Source organism: Cupriavidus sp. USMAHM13 (genome assembly GCF_001854285.1).
Taxonomy (GTDB): Bacteria; Pseudomonadota; Gammaproteobacteria; order Burkholderiales; family Burkholderiaceae; genus Cupriavidus; species Cupriavidus malaysiensis.
This window is the reverse complement of sequence record NZ_CP017751.1, coordinates 128309-143414: the sequence shown is the minus strand read 5'-3', so window position 1 is coordinate 143414 and position 15106 is coordinate 128309. Positions and strand designations below refer to the sequence as shown.

General features: G+C 70.5%; 17 protein-coding genes. 5 read left to right on the top strand and 12 right to left on the bottom strand.

Going from position 1 to position 15106, the window contains the following annotated elements:
* Nucleotides 1-24: 24 nt before the first annotated feature.
* From BKK81_RS00750 to gspG, 8 genes are all read right to left on the bottom strand, one after another.
* Nucleotides 25-837, bottom strand: coding sequence for a type II secretion system protein N (locus tag BKK81_RS00750; RefSeq protein ID WP_071010208.1), 813 nt, complete (start codon nucleotides 835-837; stop codon nucleotides 25-27).
* The gene (locus BKK81_RS00745; protein WP_071010206.1) at nucleotides 837-1457 is read right to left on the bottom strand and encodes a type II secretion system protein M; all 621 of its coding nucleotides are present in this window, start codon (nucleotides 1455-1457) and stop codon (nucleotides 837-839) included. The genes BKK81_RS00750 and BKK81_RS00745 overlap by 1 nt, the downstream gene beginning before the upstream one ends.
* 43 nt (nucleotides 1458-1500) lie before the next feature.
* Complete coding sequence (gene gspL, locus BKK81_RS00740) at nucleotides 1501-2916, bottom strand: type II secretion system protein GspL (RefSeq protein WP_071010205.1); 1416 nt, start codon at nucleotides 2914-2916, stop codon at nucleotides 1501-1503.
* A gap of 252 nt (nucleotides 2917-3168) precedes the next feature.
* Entirely contained in the window at nucleotides 3169-4206 is a 1038-nt protein-coding gene (gene gspK / locus BKK81_RS00735) for a type II secretion system minor pseudopilin GspK (RefSeq protein WP_071010203.1), read from the bottom strand.
* Nucleotides 4203-4901 (bottom strand): PulJ/GspJ family protein, encoded by a 699-nt coding sequence (locus tag BKK81_RS00730; RefSeq protein ID WP_071010202.1) that lies wholly within the window; start codon nucleotides 4899-4901, stop codon nucleotides 4203-4205. The genes gspK and BKK81_RS00730 overlap by 4 nt, the downstream gene beginning before the upstream one ends.
* Nucleotides 4879-5280 (bottom strand): type II secretion system minor pseudopilin GspI, encoded by a 402-nt coding sequence (gene gspI / locus BKK81_RS00725; RefSeq protein ID WP_156811065.1) that lies wholly within the window; start codon nucleotides 5278-5280, stop codon nucleotides 4879-4881. The genes BKK81_RS00730 and gspI overlap by 23 nt, the downstream gene beginning before the upstream one ends.
* Before the next feature lie 5 nt (nucleotides 5281-5285).
* Entirely contained in the window at nucleotides 5286-5786 is a 501-nt protein-coding gene (locus BKK81_RS00720; RefSeq protein ID WP_071010198.1) for a GspH/FimT family pseudopilin, read from the bottom strand.
* Between the two features lie 18 nt (nucleotides 5787-5804).
* On the bottom strand, nucleotides 5805-6266 hold the full coding sequence (gene gspG, locus BKK81_RS00715; protein ID WP_071015870.1) for a type II secretion system major pseudopilin GspG: 462 nt from the start codon (nucleotides 6264-6266) through the stop codon (nucleotides 5805-5807).
* A gap of 226 nt (nucleotides 6267-6492) precedes the next feature.
* On the opposite strand from gspG, the gene BKK81_RS00710 reads away from it, so the two are divergent.
* The 3 genes from BKK81_RS00710 to BKK81_RS00700 all read left to right on the top strand — a co-directional run bounded on the left by BKK81_RS00710 (nucleotide 6493) and on the right by BKK81_RS00700 (nucleotide 8753).
* Complete coding sequence (locus BKK81_RS00710; protein ID WP_231907952.1) at nucleotides 6493-7098, top strand: general secretion pathway protein; 606 nt, start codon at nucleotides 6493-6495, stop codon at nucleotides 7096-7098.
* Nucleotides 7099-7258: 160 nt separating this feature from the next.
* A complete protein-coding gene (locus BKK81_RS00705; protein WP_071010196.1) occupies nucleotides 7259-7855 on the top strand; it encodes an EF-hand domain-containing protein in 597 nt (198 codons plus the stop codon).
* Between the two features lie 397 nt (nucleotides 7856-8252).
* On the top strand, nucleotides 8253-8753 hold the full coding sequence (locus BKK81_RS00700) for an Lrp/AsnC family transcriptional regulator (RefSeq protein WP_071015866.1): 501 nt from the start codon (nucleotides 8253-8255) through the stop codon (nucleotides 8751-8753).
* A gap of 93 nt (nucleotides 8754-8846) precedes the next feature.
* On the opposite strand, the gene BKK81_RS00695 is transcribed toward BKK81_RS00700, so the two are convergent.
* A complete protein-coding gene (locus BKK81_RS00695) occupies nucleotides 8847-9545 on the bottom strand; it encodes a GNAT family N-acetyltransferase (RefSeq protein ID WP_071010195.1) in 699 nt (232 codons plus the stop codon).
* A 368-nt stretch (nucleotides 9546-9913) separates the two neighbouring features.
* Here BKK81_RS00695 and kefF point away from each other — a divergent pair, with 368 nt between their 5' ends.
* Nucleotides 9914-10483 (top strand): glutathione-regulated potassium-efflux system oxidoreductase KefF, encoded by a 570-nt coding sequence (gene kefF, locus BKK81_RS00690; RefSeq protein WP_071010193.1) that lies wholly within the window; start codon nucleotides 9914-9916, stop codon nucleotides 10481-10483.
* Nucleotides 10470-12284 (top strand): glutathione-regulated potassium-efflux system protein KefC, encoded by a 1815-nt coding sequence (gene kefC / locus BKK81_RS00685; protein ID WP_071010192.1) that lies wholly within the window; start codon nucleotides 10470-10472, stop codon nucleotides 12282-12284. Before kefF ends, kefC begins: the two co-directional genes overlap by 14 nt.
* Nucleotides 12285-12311: 27 nt before the next feature.
* On the opposite strand, the gene BKK81_RS00680 is transcribed toward kefC, so the two are convergent.
* The 3 genes from BKK81_RS00680 to paaE all read right to left on the bottom strand — a co-directional run bounded on the left by BKK81_RS00680 (nucleotide 12312) and on the right by paaE (nucleotide 15061).
* Nucleotides 12312-12995: a TetR/AcrR family transcriptional regulator gene (locus BKK81_RS00680; RefSeq protein ID WP_071010190.1), complete on the bottom strand. Its 684-nt coding sequence runs from the start codon at nucleotides 12993-12995 to the stop codon at nucleotides 12312-12314.
* 17 nt (nucleotides 12996-13012) lie between these two features.
* On the bottom strand, nucleotides 13013-13807 hold the full coding sequence (locus BKK81_RS00675; protein WP_071010188.1) for a DUF1835 domain-containing protein: 795 nt from the start codon (nucleotides 13805-13807) through the stop codon (nucleotides 13013-13015).
* A 165-nt stretch (nucleotides 13808-13972) separates the two neighbouring features.
* Nucleotides 13973-15061: a 1,2-phenylacetyl-CoA epoxidase subunit PaaE gene (gene paaE, locus BKK81_RS00670; RefSeq protein ID WP_071010186.1), complete on the bottom strand. Its 1089-nt coding sequence runs from the start codon at nucleotides 15059-15061 to the stop codon at nucleotides 13973-13975.
* Nucleotides 15062-15106: the final 45 nt, after the last annotated feature.

The window sequence follows — 15106 nt, the reverse complement described above, 5'->3', positions numbered from 1 at the left end:
GGCCGGCTGGTACCGGCTGCCAGGTCAGAAGCGCAGCGTGGTCACATTGTCCTCACGTCTTCCCAGCAGGCTCAGCAGGCCCACCAGCTGTGCGGCGGCGTCGGGATCGGCAAAGGCCGTGCCCTCGAAACGCGCCTGCCGTCCCAGTGTGCCGTCGCCCTCCAGGTGCAGCGGCCCATTGACGGTGTGCAGCCGCAGCTTGCCGCCGCCGCCGCTCCAGTCGATCTCGGCGCGGTAGCTGCCCAGCGGGCGCAGGCGGCTGACCGCGGACGACAGATTGTCCAGGCGCAGCGTCAGGTGTCCTGCCGGCTGGCCGCCGGATGCCGAGAAACTGCCGTTCAGCGCCGTCCAGTCGAGCTGCATGCGCCCGTCGGGGCGCAGGCTGTTGAATGGCGCGCCCAGTCCTTCGAGCAGCGTGGCCGGCAGGCGCAGCGCGCCGGCCTGGGCCTGCCAGCCACCCGGCGCCACGGTCAGCGCCACCGGCGTGTCCATGGCCTCGGTATGGCGCACCGTCACGCGCAGGCGGCCGGTGAACAGCGGCCAGAAGGCCACCGTCCACTGCAGCCGTCCGGGCAGCACGGTGGCGGTCTCGCTGCCGCTGCCGGCCGACAGGGCCAGCGTGGCGCTGCCCTGCCACAGCGTGCCCTGCGCATCGGCCAGCAGCAGCTTCTGCCCGCTTTGCGCGGCCACGCTGTCTGCGATCCAGGCCGCCGGCAGGGCGGCCAGGGTGGTCAAGCCCACCACCAGCGCGCCGAGCGCCAGCCAGCCCAGGCGGCGCCAGCCGCGTGGCGCGGGCGCGGCTGGCCGGCGCAGGCGCAGGGCTTCGAGCCGTGCCATCAGCGCTGGCCGCCTGCGGTGGGGCCCTGCAAGGTGGCCGTCATATTGACCAGCGCGGTCGCGCCGACGTAACTCAGCCTGGCATCGGTCACCTTGAGCCGCTGCTGCTGGCGCACGTCCTGCAGCCACGCCGCGAGCGCGCCGAACGGCACCTTGTCGAGCTGGACCTGCACACTGCCGTCGCCGTTGGTGGCCAGCCGGGTGGCCTTCAGGCCCTGCTGGGCCAGGCCGGCCTGCAGGGCCTGGGTGAGGGCATCGCCCTGCAGCGCCGGCGGCGGGCTGCTGTTCAGGCTGCGCGCTTCCTGCGCCAGGGTGTCCATCTCGGCGAGGTCGGCACGCTGCTGCGGCAGGCTGCGCGCGAGACGGGCGCTGGCGTCGGCGGCCGGTTCCCACAGCAGGCTGTAGCCGGCGACCGCCAGCAGCACGGCCGCCCCGCCTGCCAGGATCCATTGCTCGCGCGGATTGCGTGCCGACCAGAAGGCGTCGAAGCGCTCGCGCCAGGCCGCGGGCAGGCGCGGACGCGCCAGGCCGGCCAGGCGGTTCAGGGCGCTGCGCGGCTTGCCGCCGTTCGCGGCCGGGCCCGGGGCGCGGCCGGGTGCGGAGTCTTTGGTCGGTATCACGGGGCGTTCCTGGGCGCAGTGGCGGTCGAGACGGGGCGCGGGCTCATAGGGCGGGCTTGACCGTCCAGCGCGAGCTGCCGGCCGGGGCCTGGCTGCCTTCCCGCGGGCTGTTGTCTTCGTCCATCGCCAGCCCGGCCTGGCGCGCCGCGCTGCGCAGGGTGGCGGTGTCGGTGCCGGCCTTGAGCGTCACATAGAGCGTGCGGCTGCGGTATTCGAGCCCCAGCAGGCCGTCGGGCGGCAACTGGCGGGCGGCCTGGGCGAAGCGGTCGGCCAGCGGCAGGAAATCGTCCGGCACGCTGCGGCCGCTGGCCAGGCGCAGCTGCTCGACCTGGCGGCGCATCTGCAACGGCGGGTCCACCACCACGGGGAGCTGCGGGAAGGCGCTGCGCAGGGCCTGCAGCTGCGCGGCCGCGAGCCGTTGCTGCTCCTGGTGCAGTTTCAGCCACAGGATGTTCATGCCGGCCAGCTGCACCAGCAGCAGGCCGGCGGCGAGCGCCAGCGGCAGGCGCCAGGCGCGCAGGTTCCAGCGCTCGGCACGGCCTTGGGCGAACTCGAACTGGGCCAGGTCGAGCGCCGCGTCGCGCAGGCAGTCCTGGGCGCCGGCCAGCCACTGCGGCCAGCCGAGCGCGGCCGGCGCCACCGGCAGGCCGGCGTGGCGGCCCGCTTCGCGGTCCGCAATCCAGTTGCCTGCCGGCGCCAGCGCGAGCCAGCCGGCCAGCGACTCGCTGCCGAGCAGCAGGCCGTAGCCGGCATGCGGTCCGGTGCGCACGGTCAACTGCCATAGCCGCTGCGCCTGGCGGGGCGCGGCAATGGCGTCGTCGGCGAGCAGGCCGTCGGCCTGCTCCAGTGTCGGGGTGGCATCCTCGATCGCCAGCGTTGCCGGCGCGGCCGCCGCCGCTGGCGGCGGCTCGGTGGCGGCCTCGCCGTCGGCGGCGCTGTCCGGCGCGGCCGGCTCGGCCAGCGGCAGGCAGAGCTGGGCCGGCAGCACGCAGCGGCGGCGGTGGCTGTGTTCGGCGAAGGCATCCAGCACCGCGCGCAGCCAGGCGAGGTCGACCACCATCAGCAGGCGGCGGCGCGCCGCGCGCGGCGTACCGGCCGCTGCGGCATCCAGCGCCGGGCCGACCGCGATGTGGCTGAGCAGGGCGTCGCCCGCGAGTATGTCCTCGACCAGGTTGGGCAGCGCCAGCTTCAGGCGGGCCGGTGCCAGCGGCGGGACGTCGGCCTCGCTCAGCAGCACGTCGCCGGCCGACAGGATCAGCACCAGGCGGTCGGCCGCCGGCAGTTCCTCGACCCGAGCGTTGCCTTCACGCAACACCGTGGACGCCGGCGCGACGGCGGCACGCCGGCCCGCGGCGGCGGCCGGGTCCCGCACCAGCGCGAAGGGCAGGGCGCCGAACCGCCACGGTTGTGGCTGGTCATGCGGGCGCGGCGGAATGCGGACGTACAGGGAGGTGCTCAAGGTCTTGCGGTCTTGCTGGCTGGAACGGGTCGGAAACTGGCGGGCGGGCCGGGCGGGAGCAACGCCGCCTCCCCCTTACGGTGGCGCGCCGCTCAGGCCGGCGCAAGGCTGGGGCGCCGGCCTGACGGGTGCATGCCTGCGCCAGGCCGGAGCATACCTTGCCTGTGTGACTGATTGGCGTCAATACGGAATTCTGAGGCATTTCCGGCCCTTGTTCAGGCCTTTGACGGCCGACCAAGGGGGGATTGCCCGTCAGCGCGATTCAGGCATGCGGTCGATATCGTGGACCCACAGTATCCGCGTGCTGTTGGCGTTGGGCTGGGCATCGGCACGGTAGACCAGCGAGACCTGCATGCGCAGGGCCCGCTCGTGGCGGACCTGGCCGTAGATCAGGAAGTAATGGCTGCGCACGTCGACGGCGTTGGCCACGCTGTTGGGATCGGCCTGCGGCGCCAGCGTGCGCAACTGGGTCTGCACGTCGCCGACATTGTTGAAATAGGCGCGGTCGCGCTGGCGCACCAGTTCGCGCGCGCGATCCAGCGGCAGGTTTTCGATGACGGCGGCCAGCACTTCCGGGTCGGCGGTGTTCGCATTCACCACGGTGCGCTCGGGCAGCAGGATGACGAAAGGCGCGAGCGCGGCCACGATCTGCGGCGTGTAGCCGGGCACCGCCAGCAGGTCCTCGGCACTGTCGGGCGGGCGCGGCGACCGCGCGCTGCCCTGGCGGCCGCGCTGGGCGGCCAGCAGGTAGCGTGCGGTGGCATCGGCCAGGGCGCCGTTCTGGCCCAGCGTCTGCAGCAGGCGACGGTAGGCGGCCAGCGCGATGGTATCGATGGTGGCCGCGCTGCCCTGGCCTTCGACGGTGGTCCAGATCACCAGGTTGTTGAGGTTGAAGCGCGCCTGGGCGTCCATCACGCGCCCGGACAGGAAGGAGGTCTCGCCGGCCTGGTCGGTGCGCAGCGCGGCGCCCAGGAAGTCCGACAGGCGCGTCTCGGCGACTGGAACGGCCCACGGCTCGCCGAGCTGGTCGACGCTGGTGCGGCGCTGGTCGTCGCGCAGGATCAGGCGCGCCCAGTCGACCGCGGCGCGCTCGATCCAGGCCGCCTGGGCAACCAGGCGCTGGTTTTCCACCGAGCGGATCTGTACCTGCTGGCGCCACAGCATGCCGGAGACCACCACCACGGCCAGCGTCACGATCAGCAGCGCGGTCACCACGGCGGCGCCGCGCGCACGCCGGCGGGCACCGGCACGGCGTGTGGCGAGGGCGGCGGGCAGGCGGCGCGTCGTCATAGGCCGGTCAGGCAGGTCTTCTGGAAGCGGCGGGGCGTGTCGCCGTCGCCCATGCGTGCCCTCAGCGTCAGTTCCAGCCCGCGCAGCACCGGGCCGCTGGTGGCCGCGACCACGACCGAGGAGGCCGGCACCGCCGACACGCTGCCGGCCAGCAGCGCACCGCGCACCGCGGCGCTGTCGGTCTGCCAGCCGCCGGGTTCGACCCAGGCGCGAACCGTCAGCGCGTCGGCGTTGGCCACCAGCGCCCGCGCCGGGCCGCCGTCCGGACGCCGCAGCGCCTGCAGGGCGGCCTGCACGGCACCGCGGTTGTCGGCGGGCGGCGCGGCCGCGCGTACCACGGTATTGCCGTCGAGCCGGTAGGCGACCACCTGCCAGGTGGTCGGATTGTTCTCGCTGCGGCGATCGCGCACCATCAGCAGCAGGCCGGGAGCGAACTCCACCGGGCTGCCCTGCAGCGCGGCCGGGCTCGCCAGGTGTTCGCAGTCGGACTGGAACTGGCCGTACAGCACCTTGAGCGCATCGAGGCGGGCATCGTGGTCGACGAGGCGTTCGCGCCCGCGCGTCATCGCATCGAGGCCCCGCCAGCCGATCACGGCGATCACCGCCAGCAAGGTGATGGCCACCAGCATCTCGAGCAGGGTGAAGCCCGGACTGGCGCGGCGCGGCCCGCGCTCAGAGCAGATTGCGCGATTCATTGGGAAGGATGGTGACCAGCCAGGCCAGCCGCACCGAACGGTCGGCGGCGGACGGGTAGACCGCGATCTCGACGCGGCGGAAGAAGGGATTGGGGGTGCCCGAGACCGTTTCCTCGCAATACAGCGCCACGCCGCCCTGCGGGCAGTCGTAGCCGCGCGTGCCCGGTTCGGGCCAGGCCTTGGTCAGGCGCAGGTTGGCGAGATGGTTTTCGGCGCTCCACTCGGCCAGCATGCGGTTCTGCAGGGCGGAGCCGGCCTCGATCATCGACCCCATCGCGCGCATCGCGGCGGTCAGCGCCACCGCCAGGATGGTCAGCGCCACCAGCACTTCGATCAGGGTGAAGCCGCGCCGGGCCTGGCGCGCAGGGCGGTGCGTCATGGTGGTCATGGCGCCGTGGCGCTGAAGCGGCCGCTGCCGTCGCCCACGATGTCGACGCGCAGGTTGCCGCGTACCAGCACCAGCCGCTGCGGATCGCCGAGCGGCTCGCGGCCGAATACCAGGCGTGCGACGCCGCGCTCCATGGTGCCGCCTTCGAGCACGCTGACGCGGTCGGGTGGCAGGCGCCAGCGGGCGGGGGCGAACACGTCCTGCGTCAGCGGCTGCCAGCCGTTCGGCGTGGCCACCAGGAAGCGCCAGCCGCCGGCATCGCCTTCCCAGGCCAGCGCCCGCGCGCGCAGCTGCGCTTCTTCCTGCGCCAGTTCGAACAGGCGCGCGATGCGCTGCCCGTCATCGAGCAGGCGGCCGCGCTCGTTGGGCGAGGCATTGACTGCCACCAGCGAGATCACGATGCCGGCGATCACCATCACCACCAGCAGCTCGAGCAGGGTGAAGCCGTGCCGGCGCCCGTTCCGGGCCGCCGCGGGACGCATGGGCACCGGACGCATGGAGAGGGCCGTACGGGCTTATTCCCAGTTGCCGATATCGGCGTCGTTGCCGCTGCCGCCGGCCTGGCCGTCGGCGCCGAAGCTGAACACGTCGATCTCGCTGCGCACGCCCGGATTCAGGTACTGGTAGGGGTGGCCCCAGGGATCCTTGGGCAGCTTCTCCAGGTAGCCGCCGCCCTTCCAGTTGTTGGGCACCGGCTCGACGGTGGGCTTGCTGACCAGGGCAGCAAGCCCCTGCTCGGTGGTCGGGTAGCGCCCGTTGTCCAGGCGGTAGAGCTTCAGCGCCTGCATGATGGACGAGATGTCCTGGCGCGCGGCCACGATGCGGGCCTCGTCCGGGCGGCTCATGATTTTCGGCACGACCAGGGCGGCCAGCACGCCGAGGATCACGATCACCACCATGATCTCGATCAGGGTAAAGCCACGCTGGCGGCGCGTGCCGGGGCGGCGGGCGAGGGAAGCAGAGGCGAATCGTTGCATCGCGGACATGGGTCTTTGGAACGGAGCCGGTCGGACCGGCAGGGAGCTGGCAGGGACCGGCGAAGGGGGCGGGACGCGACGGCACCGTCCGCCCGCGGCCGGTCGAGCCGCTCAGTATAACCGCGGCTGTATGACGGATTGATGCTTCGTGCGAGGGGGGCGGCGGGTCAGACAGTTGTCGCATGGCTCTGGTACCCTTGCCGCTTTACCATTCGCCGAAGCTCCCGTGCAACTCTCGATCCGGCCCCCCCTGCGCATCGCACCTCCCGGCCCCTGGCTGCCGCGCCTGGCAGGCGTGGCCCTGTTCGTCGCGCTATGCGCCCTGGCCACCTGGTGGGTGCTGCGGCTGGCCGCGCTGAACACGATTCCGGTGCCGCAGAGTGCGCGCGTGGTCCAGAGCGAGGCGGTCGAGAGCGGGGCGTTGGGCACCTTGTTCGGCGGCTCTGCGCAATCCGGCGTGCGAGACGTACAACTGATCGGCGTGGTGGCCGACATCGACAATGGCGCCGGCGCGGCGATCGTCTCGCTGGACGGCGGTCCGCCCAAGGCCGTGCGCGCCGGTGCCGTGCTGTCGCCTCAGTTGCGCCTGGTCGAGATCCGCGGCCGTGCGGTGGTCATCGAGCGCAACGGCGTGCGTCAGGAGGTGCTGCTGCCGGTGCAGTCCGGCGCGGTGCCCGCGCGTGGCGCGGCGGCGCAGCCCGCTCCGCCGGCGGGGGCCGCGGCGCCGATCCAGACCCTGCCGGCAGCCGTGCCGCAGCCAGCCAATCCGCCGGCGGTGCCGCCGCCTGCGCAGGTCGAACACGGTAGCGAGCCCGGGGCGGCCAAGGACTGAGGGCCGGCCCCGCCCGCGCCGTATCTTTCGGCGCCCTACGCTTCCTTACGCCCCTCAGGCTATTCTGTGAGGGGCGTAACATCTTATTAAATCCGCCAACTTGTCGGTATCGTCCGCGTTCTAATCGCCATATGCCCACTTGAATGAAAGGAGCACGGACATGCAAGGCAAGAAGATGAAGCAGAACATTCAGCGATTTCTGGCGGCATCGGCTGTTTTCCTGGTGACGGGGGCCGCTTTCGCCCAGAGCGCTGTCGACCCCGCCGCGTTGGCGGCCGATGGTGCCAAGCCGATGATGGGCATGGATATGGGCCACCATCGCGATGGCCTCGGCTGGCTCGATGCCGCCGACGCCAACGGCGATGGCGCCGTCACCAAGGCGGAGTTCGATGCCTTGTTCCGGCGCATCGATACCAATCACGACGGCAAGATCGACAAGGCTGAGGCCCAGGCCTTCCGCAAGGCGATGTGGGAGCAGCGGCGGGCCAAGATGGAAGCCCGTTTCGAGGCCAGGTTCAAGGCTGCCGACAAGAACGGCGACGGTGCCCTGACACGGGAAGAGGTGCAAGCCGGACTGCCGCGCCTGGCGCCTCATTTCGACCAGCTGGATGCCAATCACGATGGCAAGCTGACGCTGGACGAGATCCGCGCCGGCATGCGCAAGATGCACGAGGCGCGCATGCAGCGCTGGCAGCATCGCCAGGATGGCGGCGGGCAGCCGGTGCCCGGTGGCGCGACCACGCCGTCGGGGGGCTGATGCCACGGCGGGCCCATGCCCGCCCCAAAGAAAAACGCGGCCTGCGGGCCGCGTTTTTCTTTGGGGCTCCTCACAGCTTGCCTGGCACCGTCCTTGCCTCAGGCGCCAGCGACCAGGGGCGCAGCGCAACGGCCGGGCTCGTCGGTACCCTCGACCGGGCCGCGCGGCCGCAGTTGCCCGTTCCCGGTGCGTGCCGGCCGGCAACGGAACGCACCGAGCCCCGCGATAGTGCCCGATGCGCTCCTGCGGCCGCCGCATGCCGGTGCGGTCGGCGCGTGCTCACGCCGACGTTGCCGACGCCCGGGCTTGGCCCGCACAAGAAATTGCGTACTTATGCACGACTTGCTAAATTTGCGCAAAAAAATTGCCGATAAATATATTGCGGAGCAACAATATCGTGAGCAAGGTGGAGCTTGACAAGATCGACCGGAAGATTCTGGAGGTGCTCCAGACCAACGGCCGGCTGACCAACCTGGAAGTGGCGGAACGGGTCAACCTATCGCCCAGCCCATGCCTGCGGCGCATCCGCCGGCTGGAGGAGATCGGCGTGATCCGCCAGTATGCGGCGCTGCTCGAGCCGGGCAAGATCGGCCTGGGCCTGCTGGCCTATATCAACGTGCGGCTCGAGAAGCATGGCGGCGCGCCCAAGGGCAAGGCGCCGCTGGAGCAGTTTCGCGCCGCCATCGAGGTCTGGCCCGAGGTGGTGGCCTGCCACACGATGACGGGGGAGATGGATCTGCTGCTGAAGGTGTACGTGGAGAATATGGAGCATTTTGCCCGCTTCATGAACGAGCAGCTGCTGGCGCATCCGGCGGTGATCGACGTGCGCTCCAGCTTTGCGCTGGAAAGCATCAAGGACACGACGGCCTTGCCGGTCGGCAGCACCGGCAGCACCTGAGCGACCTCGTGCGCGGCTCGCCCATCCAGGCAAAACGGCCCGCCATGCGAGCATGGGCGGGCCGTTTGCGCGCCGGAGGCGTCAGGGTGCAACTCAGGCCGTGTGCTTCTGGGGCACCATCGAGCGCCAGAAGCGCAGCCCGAAGCGGCGCGCATCGCGCAGGTTGCGGCGCACCAGATAGTCGAGGTCGGCGACCTGCTCGTCCAGCGCTTCGGTCAGGCGGCTGACGGTGTCGGCCGGCGGCAGTTCCAGGTAGGCGTCGGCCTCGCCATAGGCGTACTGCACCTTCATGCCCGCCTTCTTGGCGATGTGCATCATGGCGGCGTTGCGCGACAGGCAGTGCATGTAGAGCGTGCGCACGCTGGTGTTGCGCCCGTGCATGGCGGCACGCTCGAACAGCGCGCTGCCGATGCCGCGTCCGCGCGCGCTGCGCGAGACCGACACGCCGAACTCCGCCACGCGGCCCTGGGCGTTGTCGCGCAGGTTGGCGAAGTGCCCGACGCCGACCAGCTCCAGATGCTCGTCATAGACGCCGAAGACCGAGTCGTGGTCGAAGTCGATGCTGTCCACGTAGGCCTCGACCACATGGTCGCCCACCGACTGGCCGAAACGGAGCAGGCGATCCTCCTCGCCGAGGGCGAGGAAATGCTTCAGCAGTCGCGAGCGATGATGCGCTGCCAGTTCCCGCACCAGGATGGTGGGGCGCTGCGCGGCCTGTGCGGCCTCGGCTGCCTTGCGGATGTCTTCGTCGGTGACGGCTCCGACGGCCTTGCTCAGTTCGAGCGGATTCACGGTCTTTCCTTATGGTTCCGGCTGTTCCGGTCAGTATATAAATAGCAGGATGGAGGTGGATGTCCAGGCACTTGTCGTATCGTCTGCCAGACCAGCATGCTCGATACGGGCAAACACCATCTTGCTGCAACGCAAAAACTATTGTAGTGGATTTGTCAGTTTGACGTAAGAATCGTGCGCCGCAACAGGCGCTCGATTTTGTAAATTTTGGAAAAATCCAACAAAATCAAGGGTGTCTGTCTTGTGGTGTCGGCGCGACAGGCGTGGTGGGGGAAGTTTTGCTGCTTTGCAGCAAGCCATCCTCGGCCCTGGACGCCTGCCATTCCCCCTGCATCTTCCATCCGCAACATCACCCATCCGCAAGCCCGATGATCGAGCCGCCTGTCCTCGTGATCTACGCCCATCCCCTGCCGCGCCATTCGCGGATCAACCGCCCGCTGGCCGCCGCGCTGGCCAGGCTGCCTGGCGTGACGATGCACGATCTGTACGCCCGTTATGCCGACTACGACATCGACGTGGTGGCGGAGCAGCGCGCCCTGGCCATGGCCAATACCGTGGTGTTCCAGTTTCCGGTGCGCTGGTACAGCGTGCCGCCCTTGCTCAAGCTGTGGATCGACGAGGTGCTGGAGATGGGCTGGGCCTATGGTCCGGGCGGCACCGCGCTGCGCGGCAAGTCGCTGCTGGTGGTGGCCAGCGCCGGGGGCAGCGCCGATGCCTATTCCCCGCAGGGCAGCCACGGCCACGAGATCGAGCGCTTCCTGCTGCCGCTCGAGCAGACCGCGCGGCTGTGCGGCATGGACTGGCTGGAGCCGCTGCTGCTGCTCGACGCCAATGCGGCCGATGCCGCGACCCTGGCGGGGCATATCGACCGGGTCTCGGCCTGCCTGGGCGGCCATGCCCGGGTACCGGGCAAGGAGGCCGTGCATGAATCCGCATGACTTCCTGATCGCCCTGCTGGTGTTCCTGGCAGCGGCGGTGGTGGCGGTGCCGCTGGCGCGCCGTTTCGGCCTCGGCGCGGTGCTGGGCTACCTGCTGGCCGGTGCCGCCATCGGGCCCTGGGCCTTGCGCCTGGTGACCAACGTGGATTCCATCCTGCACTTTTCCGAGTTCGGTGTGGTGCTGATGATGTTCGTGATCGGCCTGGAGCTCCAGCCGAAGAAGCTGTGGGCCCTGCGTCGATCCATCTTCGGCTTCGGCGGTGCGCAGATGGCGGCCTGCGCGCTGGCGCTGGGCGGGGCCGCGGCGCTGGCCGGCGCCAGTTGGCAGGTGGCGCTGGTGGCCGGCCTGGGTCTCGCGCTGTCATCGACCGCGATCGCGCTGGCGACCCTCGCCGAGCGCGGCCTGCTGGCCACGCCGGCCGGCTCGGCCAGCTTCGGCATCCTGCTGTTCCAGGACATCGCGGCGATTCCGATGATCGCGCTGCTGCCCTTGCTGGGTGCCGGGGGCGCAGGCGGTGCCGCCGCGCCGGGCGCGGCCTGGCTGGCCGCGCTCAAGGCGGTCGCGGTGATCGGCACGGTGGTGGTGGGCGGGCGCTACCTGGTGCGGCCGGCGCTGCGCATGATCGCGCGTACGGACATGCGCGAGATGTTCACCGCCTTCGCGCTGATGCTGGTGGTCGGCATCGCGCTGATGATGGACGCGGTCGGGTTGTCGATGGCACTCGGCACCTTCCTGGCCGGCGTGCTGCTGGCCGACTCCGAGTACCGCCATGCGCTGGAGGCCGACATCGAGCCCTTCAAGGGACTGCTGCTGGGCCTGTTCTTCATGGCCGTCGGCATGTCCATCGACTTCGGCGTGCTGGCGCAGGCGCCGTGGCAGGTGCTAGGCCTGGTGGCGGCTTTCGTGGCGATCAAGGTGGGCGTGCTGGCGCTGCTGGCGCCGCGCTTCGCCATCGCGCGCGGCCAGCGCCTGTTGTTCGCCTGCGTGATGTCGCAGGGTGGCGAGTTCGCCTTCGTGGTGTTCGGCGCGGCGGCGGGCGGCGGCCTGCTGCCGGCCGGCAGTGCCGACCTGCTGGTACTGGTGGTGGCGCTCTCGATGGTCTGCACGCCGTTGCTGCTGCTGGCCTACGACCGGCTGCTGGCGCCCCGGCTGGCGCGGCTGTCGGCGCGCGAGGACGATGTGATCCCACCGCAGGACAACCCCGTGCTGATCGCCGGGTTCGGCCGCTTCGGCCAGATCGTCGGGCGCTTGCTGTATGCGCAGGGCCTGGGTGTGACCGTGCTGGATCATGATCCCGACCAGATCGAGTTCCTGCGCCAGTTCGGCTTCAAGGTCTTCTATGGCGACGCCACCCGCGTCGACCTGCTCGAGTCGGCGGGGGCGGCCAACGCGCGCATCCTGGTGGTCGCCATCGACGGCATGGAGGACGGCCTGGCGCTGATCGACCGGGTGCGCGAGCGCTTCCCCCACCTGAAGATCTATGCCCGGGCGCGCCATGTGTCGCATGTCTACCAGCTCAAGGCCCGTGGCGTGGAAATCTTTGAGCGTGAATTGTTCGAGGGTTCGCTGGCGCTGGGCCGCCGCGTGCTGGAAGGGCTGGGCTACGACCGTGCCGAGGCGCGCGAGCTGGCGCTCAAGTTCCGCCGCCACAATATCGATGCGATCGACCGCTTCTACCCGCACTATACCGACCAGACCAAGCTGGTCTCGCTGGCGCGGCAGGCGCGCGAGGAGCTGGAAGAGATGTTCCGGCAGGACCGGGAGCAGCGCCGGCAGCGCGAACGGGCGCAGTGGGACTGAGGCGCGCCGCCGCGGGGCGGCGTGCCGTCAGCGGCCGGCTTGCGTCTTGCCGGCGCCGATCGCCAGGCGGACTTCGTCCCCGCCCGTCAGCGGCTGGCCCGCGGCCGCTGCCGCGGCCGGCAGGCCGCCGGCCAGCAGTTCGATGACGATCTCGGCAAAGTCCGCATAGGACAGCCGGCCGCCGGGCTTGAGCCAGGTGAAGGTCCAGTTGATCATGCCGAACACGGTCATGGTCAGGGCCGTCTGGTTGTCCCGGGTGACACGCTCGGGGTAGGCCAGCCGCAGCAGCCGGGAGAACGCGGAGACCACGTCGCGCTCGCGCTTGAGGATCAGGTCGCGCTGTGCCTCGGCCAGGAACTTGACGTCGTTGATCAGGGCGATATGCCGCGTCTGCGAATTCTCGTACTCGGCGAGGAAGGCGCGGATCAGGTTGGCGAAGCGCGCGCGGTCGTCGAGGTGGCGGCGTTCGGCCTCCGCGTCGACCTCGGTGACGATCAGCATCAGCCGCCGGGTATAGCGGTCGAGCAGGTCGAACAGGATCGCTTCCTTGCTTTCGTAGTAGTGGTACAGGCGCGCCTTGGAAGTGCCGCAGGCGGCGGCCAGGTCGGCCATCGAGGTGCTGGGGTAGCTGCTGGCGGCGAAGGCGGTGGCCGCCAGTTCCAGGATCTGCTCGCGCTGCGCCTCGAAGTCGGGCGCCTTGGTACGTGCCATGTTGCGGGTCGCTCCGATTACTCCGGGCTGGCCACGACGTTGCGGCGCAGTTCGCAGGTCTGCAGGGAATCGGCATTGCCGCGCAGCACCAGCTGGCCGGTGCCGATCAGCTCGCGGCAGCGCCAGAAGACGAACCAGTCGCTGGCCAGCAGGCCCTCGACCGCGCCCATCACGCCGCCCACCACCTGCGCGGCGGGCGTCCATGCGGCCGGGCAGCGCTCCAGGATCACGTCGTCCACCGTGTGGTAGGCGGCCGGCACCAGCGTGTTGCCCTTCCACAGGCGCACGTCGGCGTTCTCCTTGACGCATTGCTGCCACTCGTAGCCCAGCCGTCCCAGGCGCAGCACCGAGACCGGCGCGATGGTGGAGAAGCGCCGCGCCAGCCGTGCCGCGGGGTACATGCCGACCGAGGCCAGATGGCTGTGGGCCGGCATGTCGAGCTCGCGCACGTCCAGCGCCACTTCGTTGATGCGCTGCGGTGCCTGGTAGAGGTGGAAAACCACGCGGCGCAGCATCAGCTGGTCGGAGGCGCTCTGGCCGTGCCAGATCGCCACTTCGGTCTCGCTCTTGCGCACGTCCTGCAACTGGTCCAGCGCCTGGCGCATCTCGGCGGCGAAGTCGATGTCGCTGTGCGGGGCAACGCGCTGCCAGAAGCCGGAGCGGATCAGGCCGGTACTGTCGATGTCCGATAGCGGCCCCACCGCGAGATCGTCGCGCAGCACCACCACCGGGTCGGGCCGGGCGGCCTCCGCGAGGGCCTGGCGCATCGTGTTTCCCGCTACGTCACCGTTGACGACATGGATGTATTGCATGGGCAAGATTGTAGATGGCAGGTCCGGCGCCGAACCCGAGCACGGGTTGCCGCGGGCGACCTCCGGCCCGGCATCCCTCTCCTCCATGCATTGTAGCTGCGGTGCGTCATCGCGCGCGATCGTACCGTGCGGGCGGGCGCGCGCCGGGCGGCGTCCGCCGCGGCCTCAGCGCTCGTCGTAGCTGACCACCACGCGCGGCGTCAGCGCGCGCGCCTGGCAGGTCAGCACGAAGCCCTTTTCCATTTCCCAGGGCTCCAGCGTGTAGTTCTTCTCCATCTCGACCCTGCCCTCCAGCACCTTGGCGCGGCAGGTGCAGCAGACCCCGCCCTTGCAGGCATAGGGCAGGTCCAGCCCGGCCGCCAGCGCGGTATCGAGCACGTTGGCATCCTGCAGCGGCAGGCGCATCGCGTGCTGCTTGCCGTCCAGCACCACTACCAGCTCGGCCGTGCCGGCATCGCTGGCGCGGGCCGCGGGGGGGCTTCGGCGCACGGGGGCAGCCGGCACGCCGAAGCGCTCGGCGTGGATCCGGTGCGGATCGATGCCGGCCTCGCGCAGCGCGGCCTCCACGTCATCGATCATCGAGGCCGGCCCGCAGACGAAGGCGGCGTCGATGCCCTGCGGCGGGATCAGCGCGCCGAGGAAGGCGGCCACGCGGGCGCGGTCCAGCCGTCCGTGCAGCAGTTCGACCTCCTGCGGCTGGCGCGACAGTACGTGGTACAGCGTGAAGCGCGACAGGTACTGGTTCTTCAGGTCTTCCAGCGCTTCCGAGAAGATGATGCTGTCCACGCTGCGGTTGCCGTAGACCAGCGTGAAGCGGCTGGCGGGCTCGCGTGCCAGCGTGGTCCGGATCAGCGACAGCACCGGAGTGATGCCGCTGCCCGCCGCGAAAGCCACGTAGTGGCGTGCCGCGCCGGCTTCCAGCGGGGTGTGGAAACGGCCATCCGGCGTCATCACGTCGAGGGCCTGGCCGGGGGCGAGGCTATCGTGGAGGTAGTTCGAGAACAGGCCGTCCTCGACCCGCTTGACCGCCACGCGCAACTCGCCGCGCTCTTCGTAGTCCTGCACACCGCAGCAGATCGAATAGGAGCGGCGCACGTCCTGGCCGTCGAGCGGCGCGCGCAGCGTGAGGAACTGGCCCTGCGTGAAGCGGTAGGCGTCGCGCAGCGCGGGCGGTACGTCGAAGGCGATCGAGATGGTGTCGGCCGTTTCCGGGCGGACCTGCGCCACGCGCAGCGGATGGAACTGTGGGGTCATCGCACTTCCGGCCTGGTGCCGGTTCTGGGTTGCGGGTCGGGGCGC

Bases quoted from the DNA above. Each gene is read 5' to 3' on its own strand.
- BKK81_RS00750 (WP_071010208.1), bottom strand. From the start codon at position 837: ATGGCACGGCTCGAAGCCCTGCGCCTGCGCCGGCCAGCCGCGCCCGCG.
- BKK81_RS00680 (WP_071010190.1), bottom strand. From the start codon at position 12,995: ATGGCACGTACCAAGGCGCCCGACTTCGAGGCGCAGCGCGAGCAGATC.
- BKK81_RS00730 (WP_071010202.1), bottom strand. From the start codon at position 4,901: ATGAATCGCGCAATCTGCTCTGAGCGCGGGCCGCGCCGCGCCAGTCCG.
- paaE (WP_071010186.1), bottom strand. From the start codon at position 15,061: ATGACCCCACAGTTCCATCCGCTGCGCGTGGCGCAGGTCCGCCCGGAA.
- BKK81_RS00705 (WP_071010196.1), top strand. From the start codon at position 7,259: ATGCAAGGCAAGAAGATGAAGCAGAACATTCAGCGATTTCTGGCGGCA.
- gspG (WP_071015870.1), bottom strand. From the start codon at position 6,266: ATGCAACGATTCGCCTCTGCTTCCCTCGCCCGCCGCCCCGGCACGCGC.
- gspK (WP_071010203.1), bottom strand. From the start codon at position 4,206: ATGACGACGCGCCGCCTGCCCGCCGCCCTCGCCACACGCCGTGCCGGT.
- gspI (WP_156811065.1), bottom strand. From the start codon at position 5,280: ATGACGCACCGCCCTGCGCGCCAGGCCCGGCGCGGCTTCACCCTGATC.
- kefF (WP_071010193.1), top strand. From the start codon at position 9,914: ATGATCGAGCCGCCTGTCCTCGTGATCTACGCCCATCCCCTGCCGCGC.
- kefC (WP_071010192.1), top strand. From the start codon at position 10,470: ATGAATCCGCATGACTTCCTGATCGCCCTGCTGGTGTTCCTGGCAGCG.
- BKK81_RS00720 (WP_071010198.1), bottom strand. From the start codon at position 5,786: ATGCGTCCGGTGCCCATGCGTCCCGCGGCGGCCCGGAACGGGCGCCGG.
- BKK81_RS00675 (WP_071010188.1), bottom strand. From the start codon at position 13,807: ATGCAATACATCCATGTCGTCAACGGTGACGTAGCGGGAAACACGATG.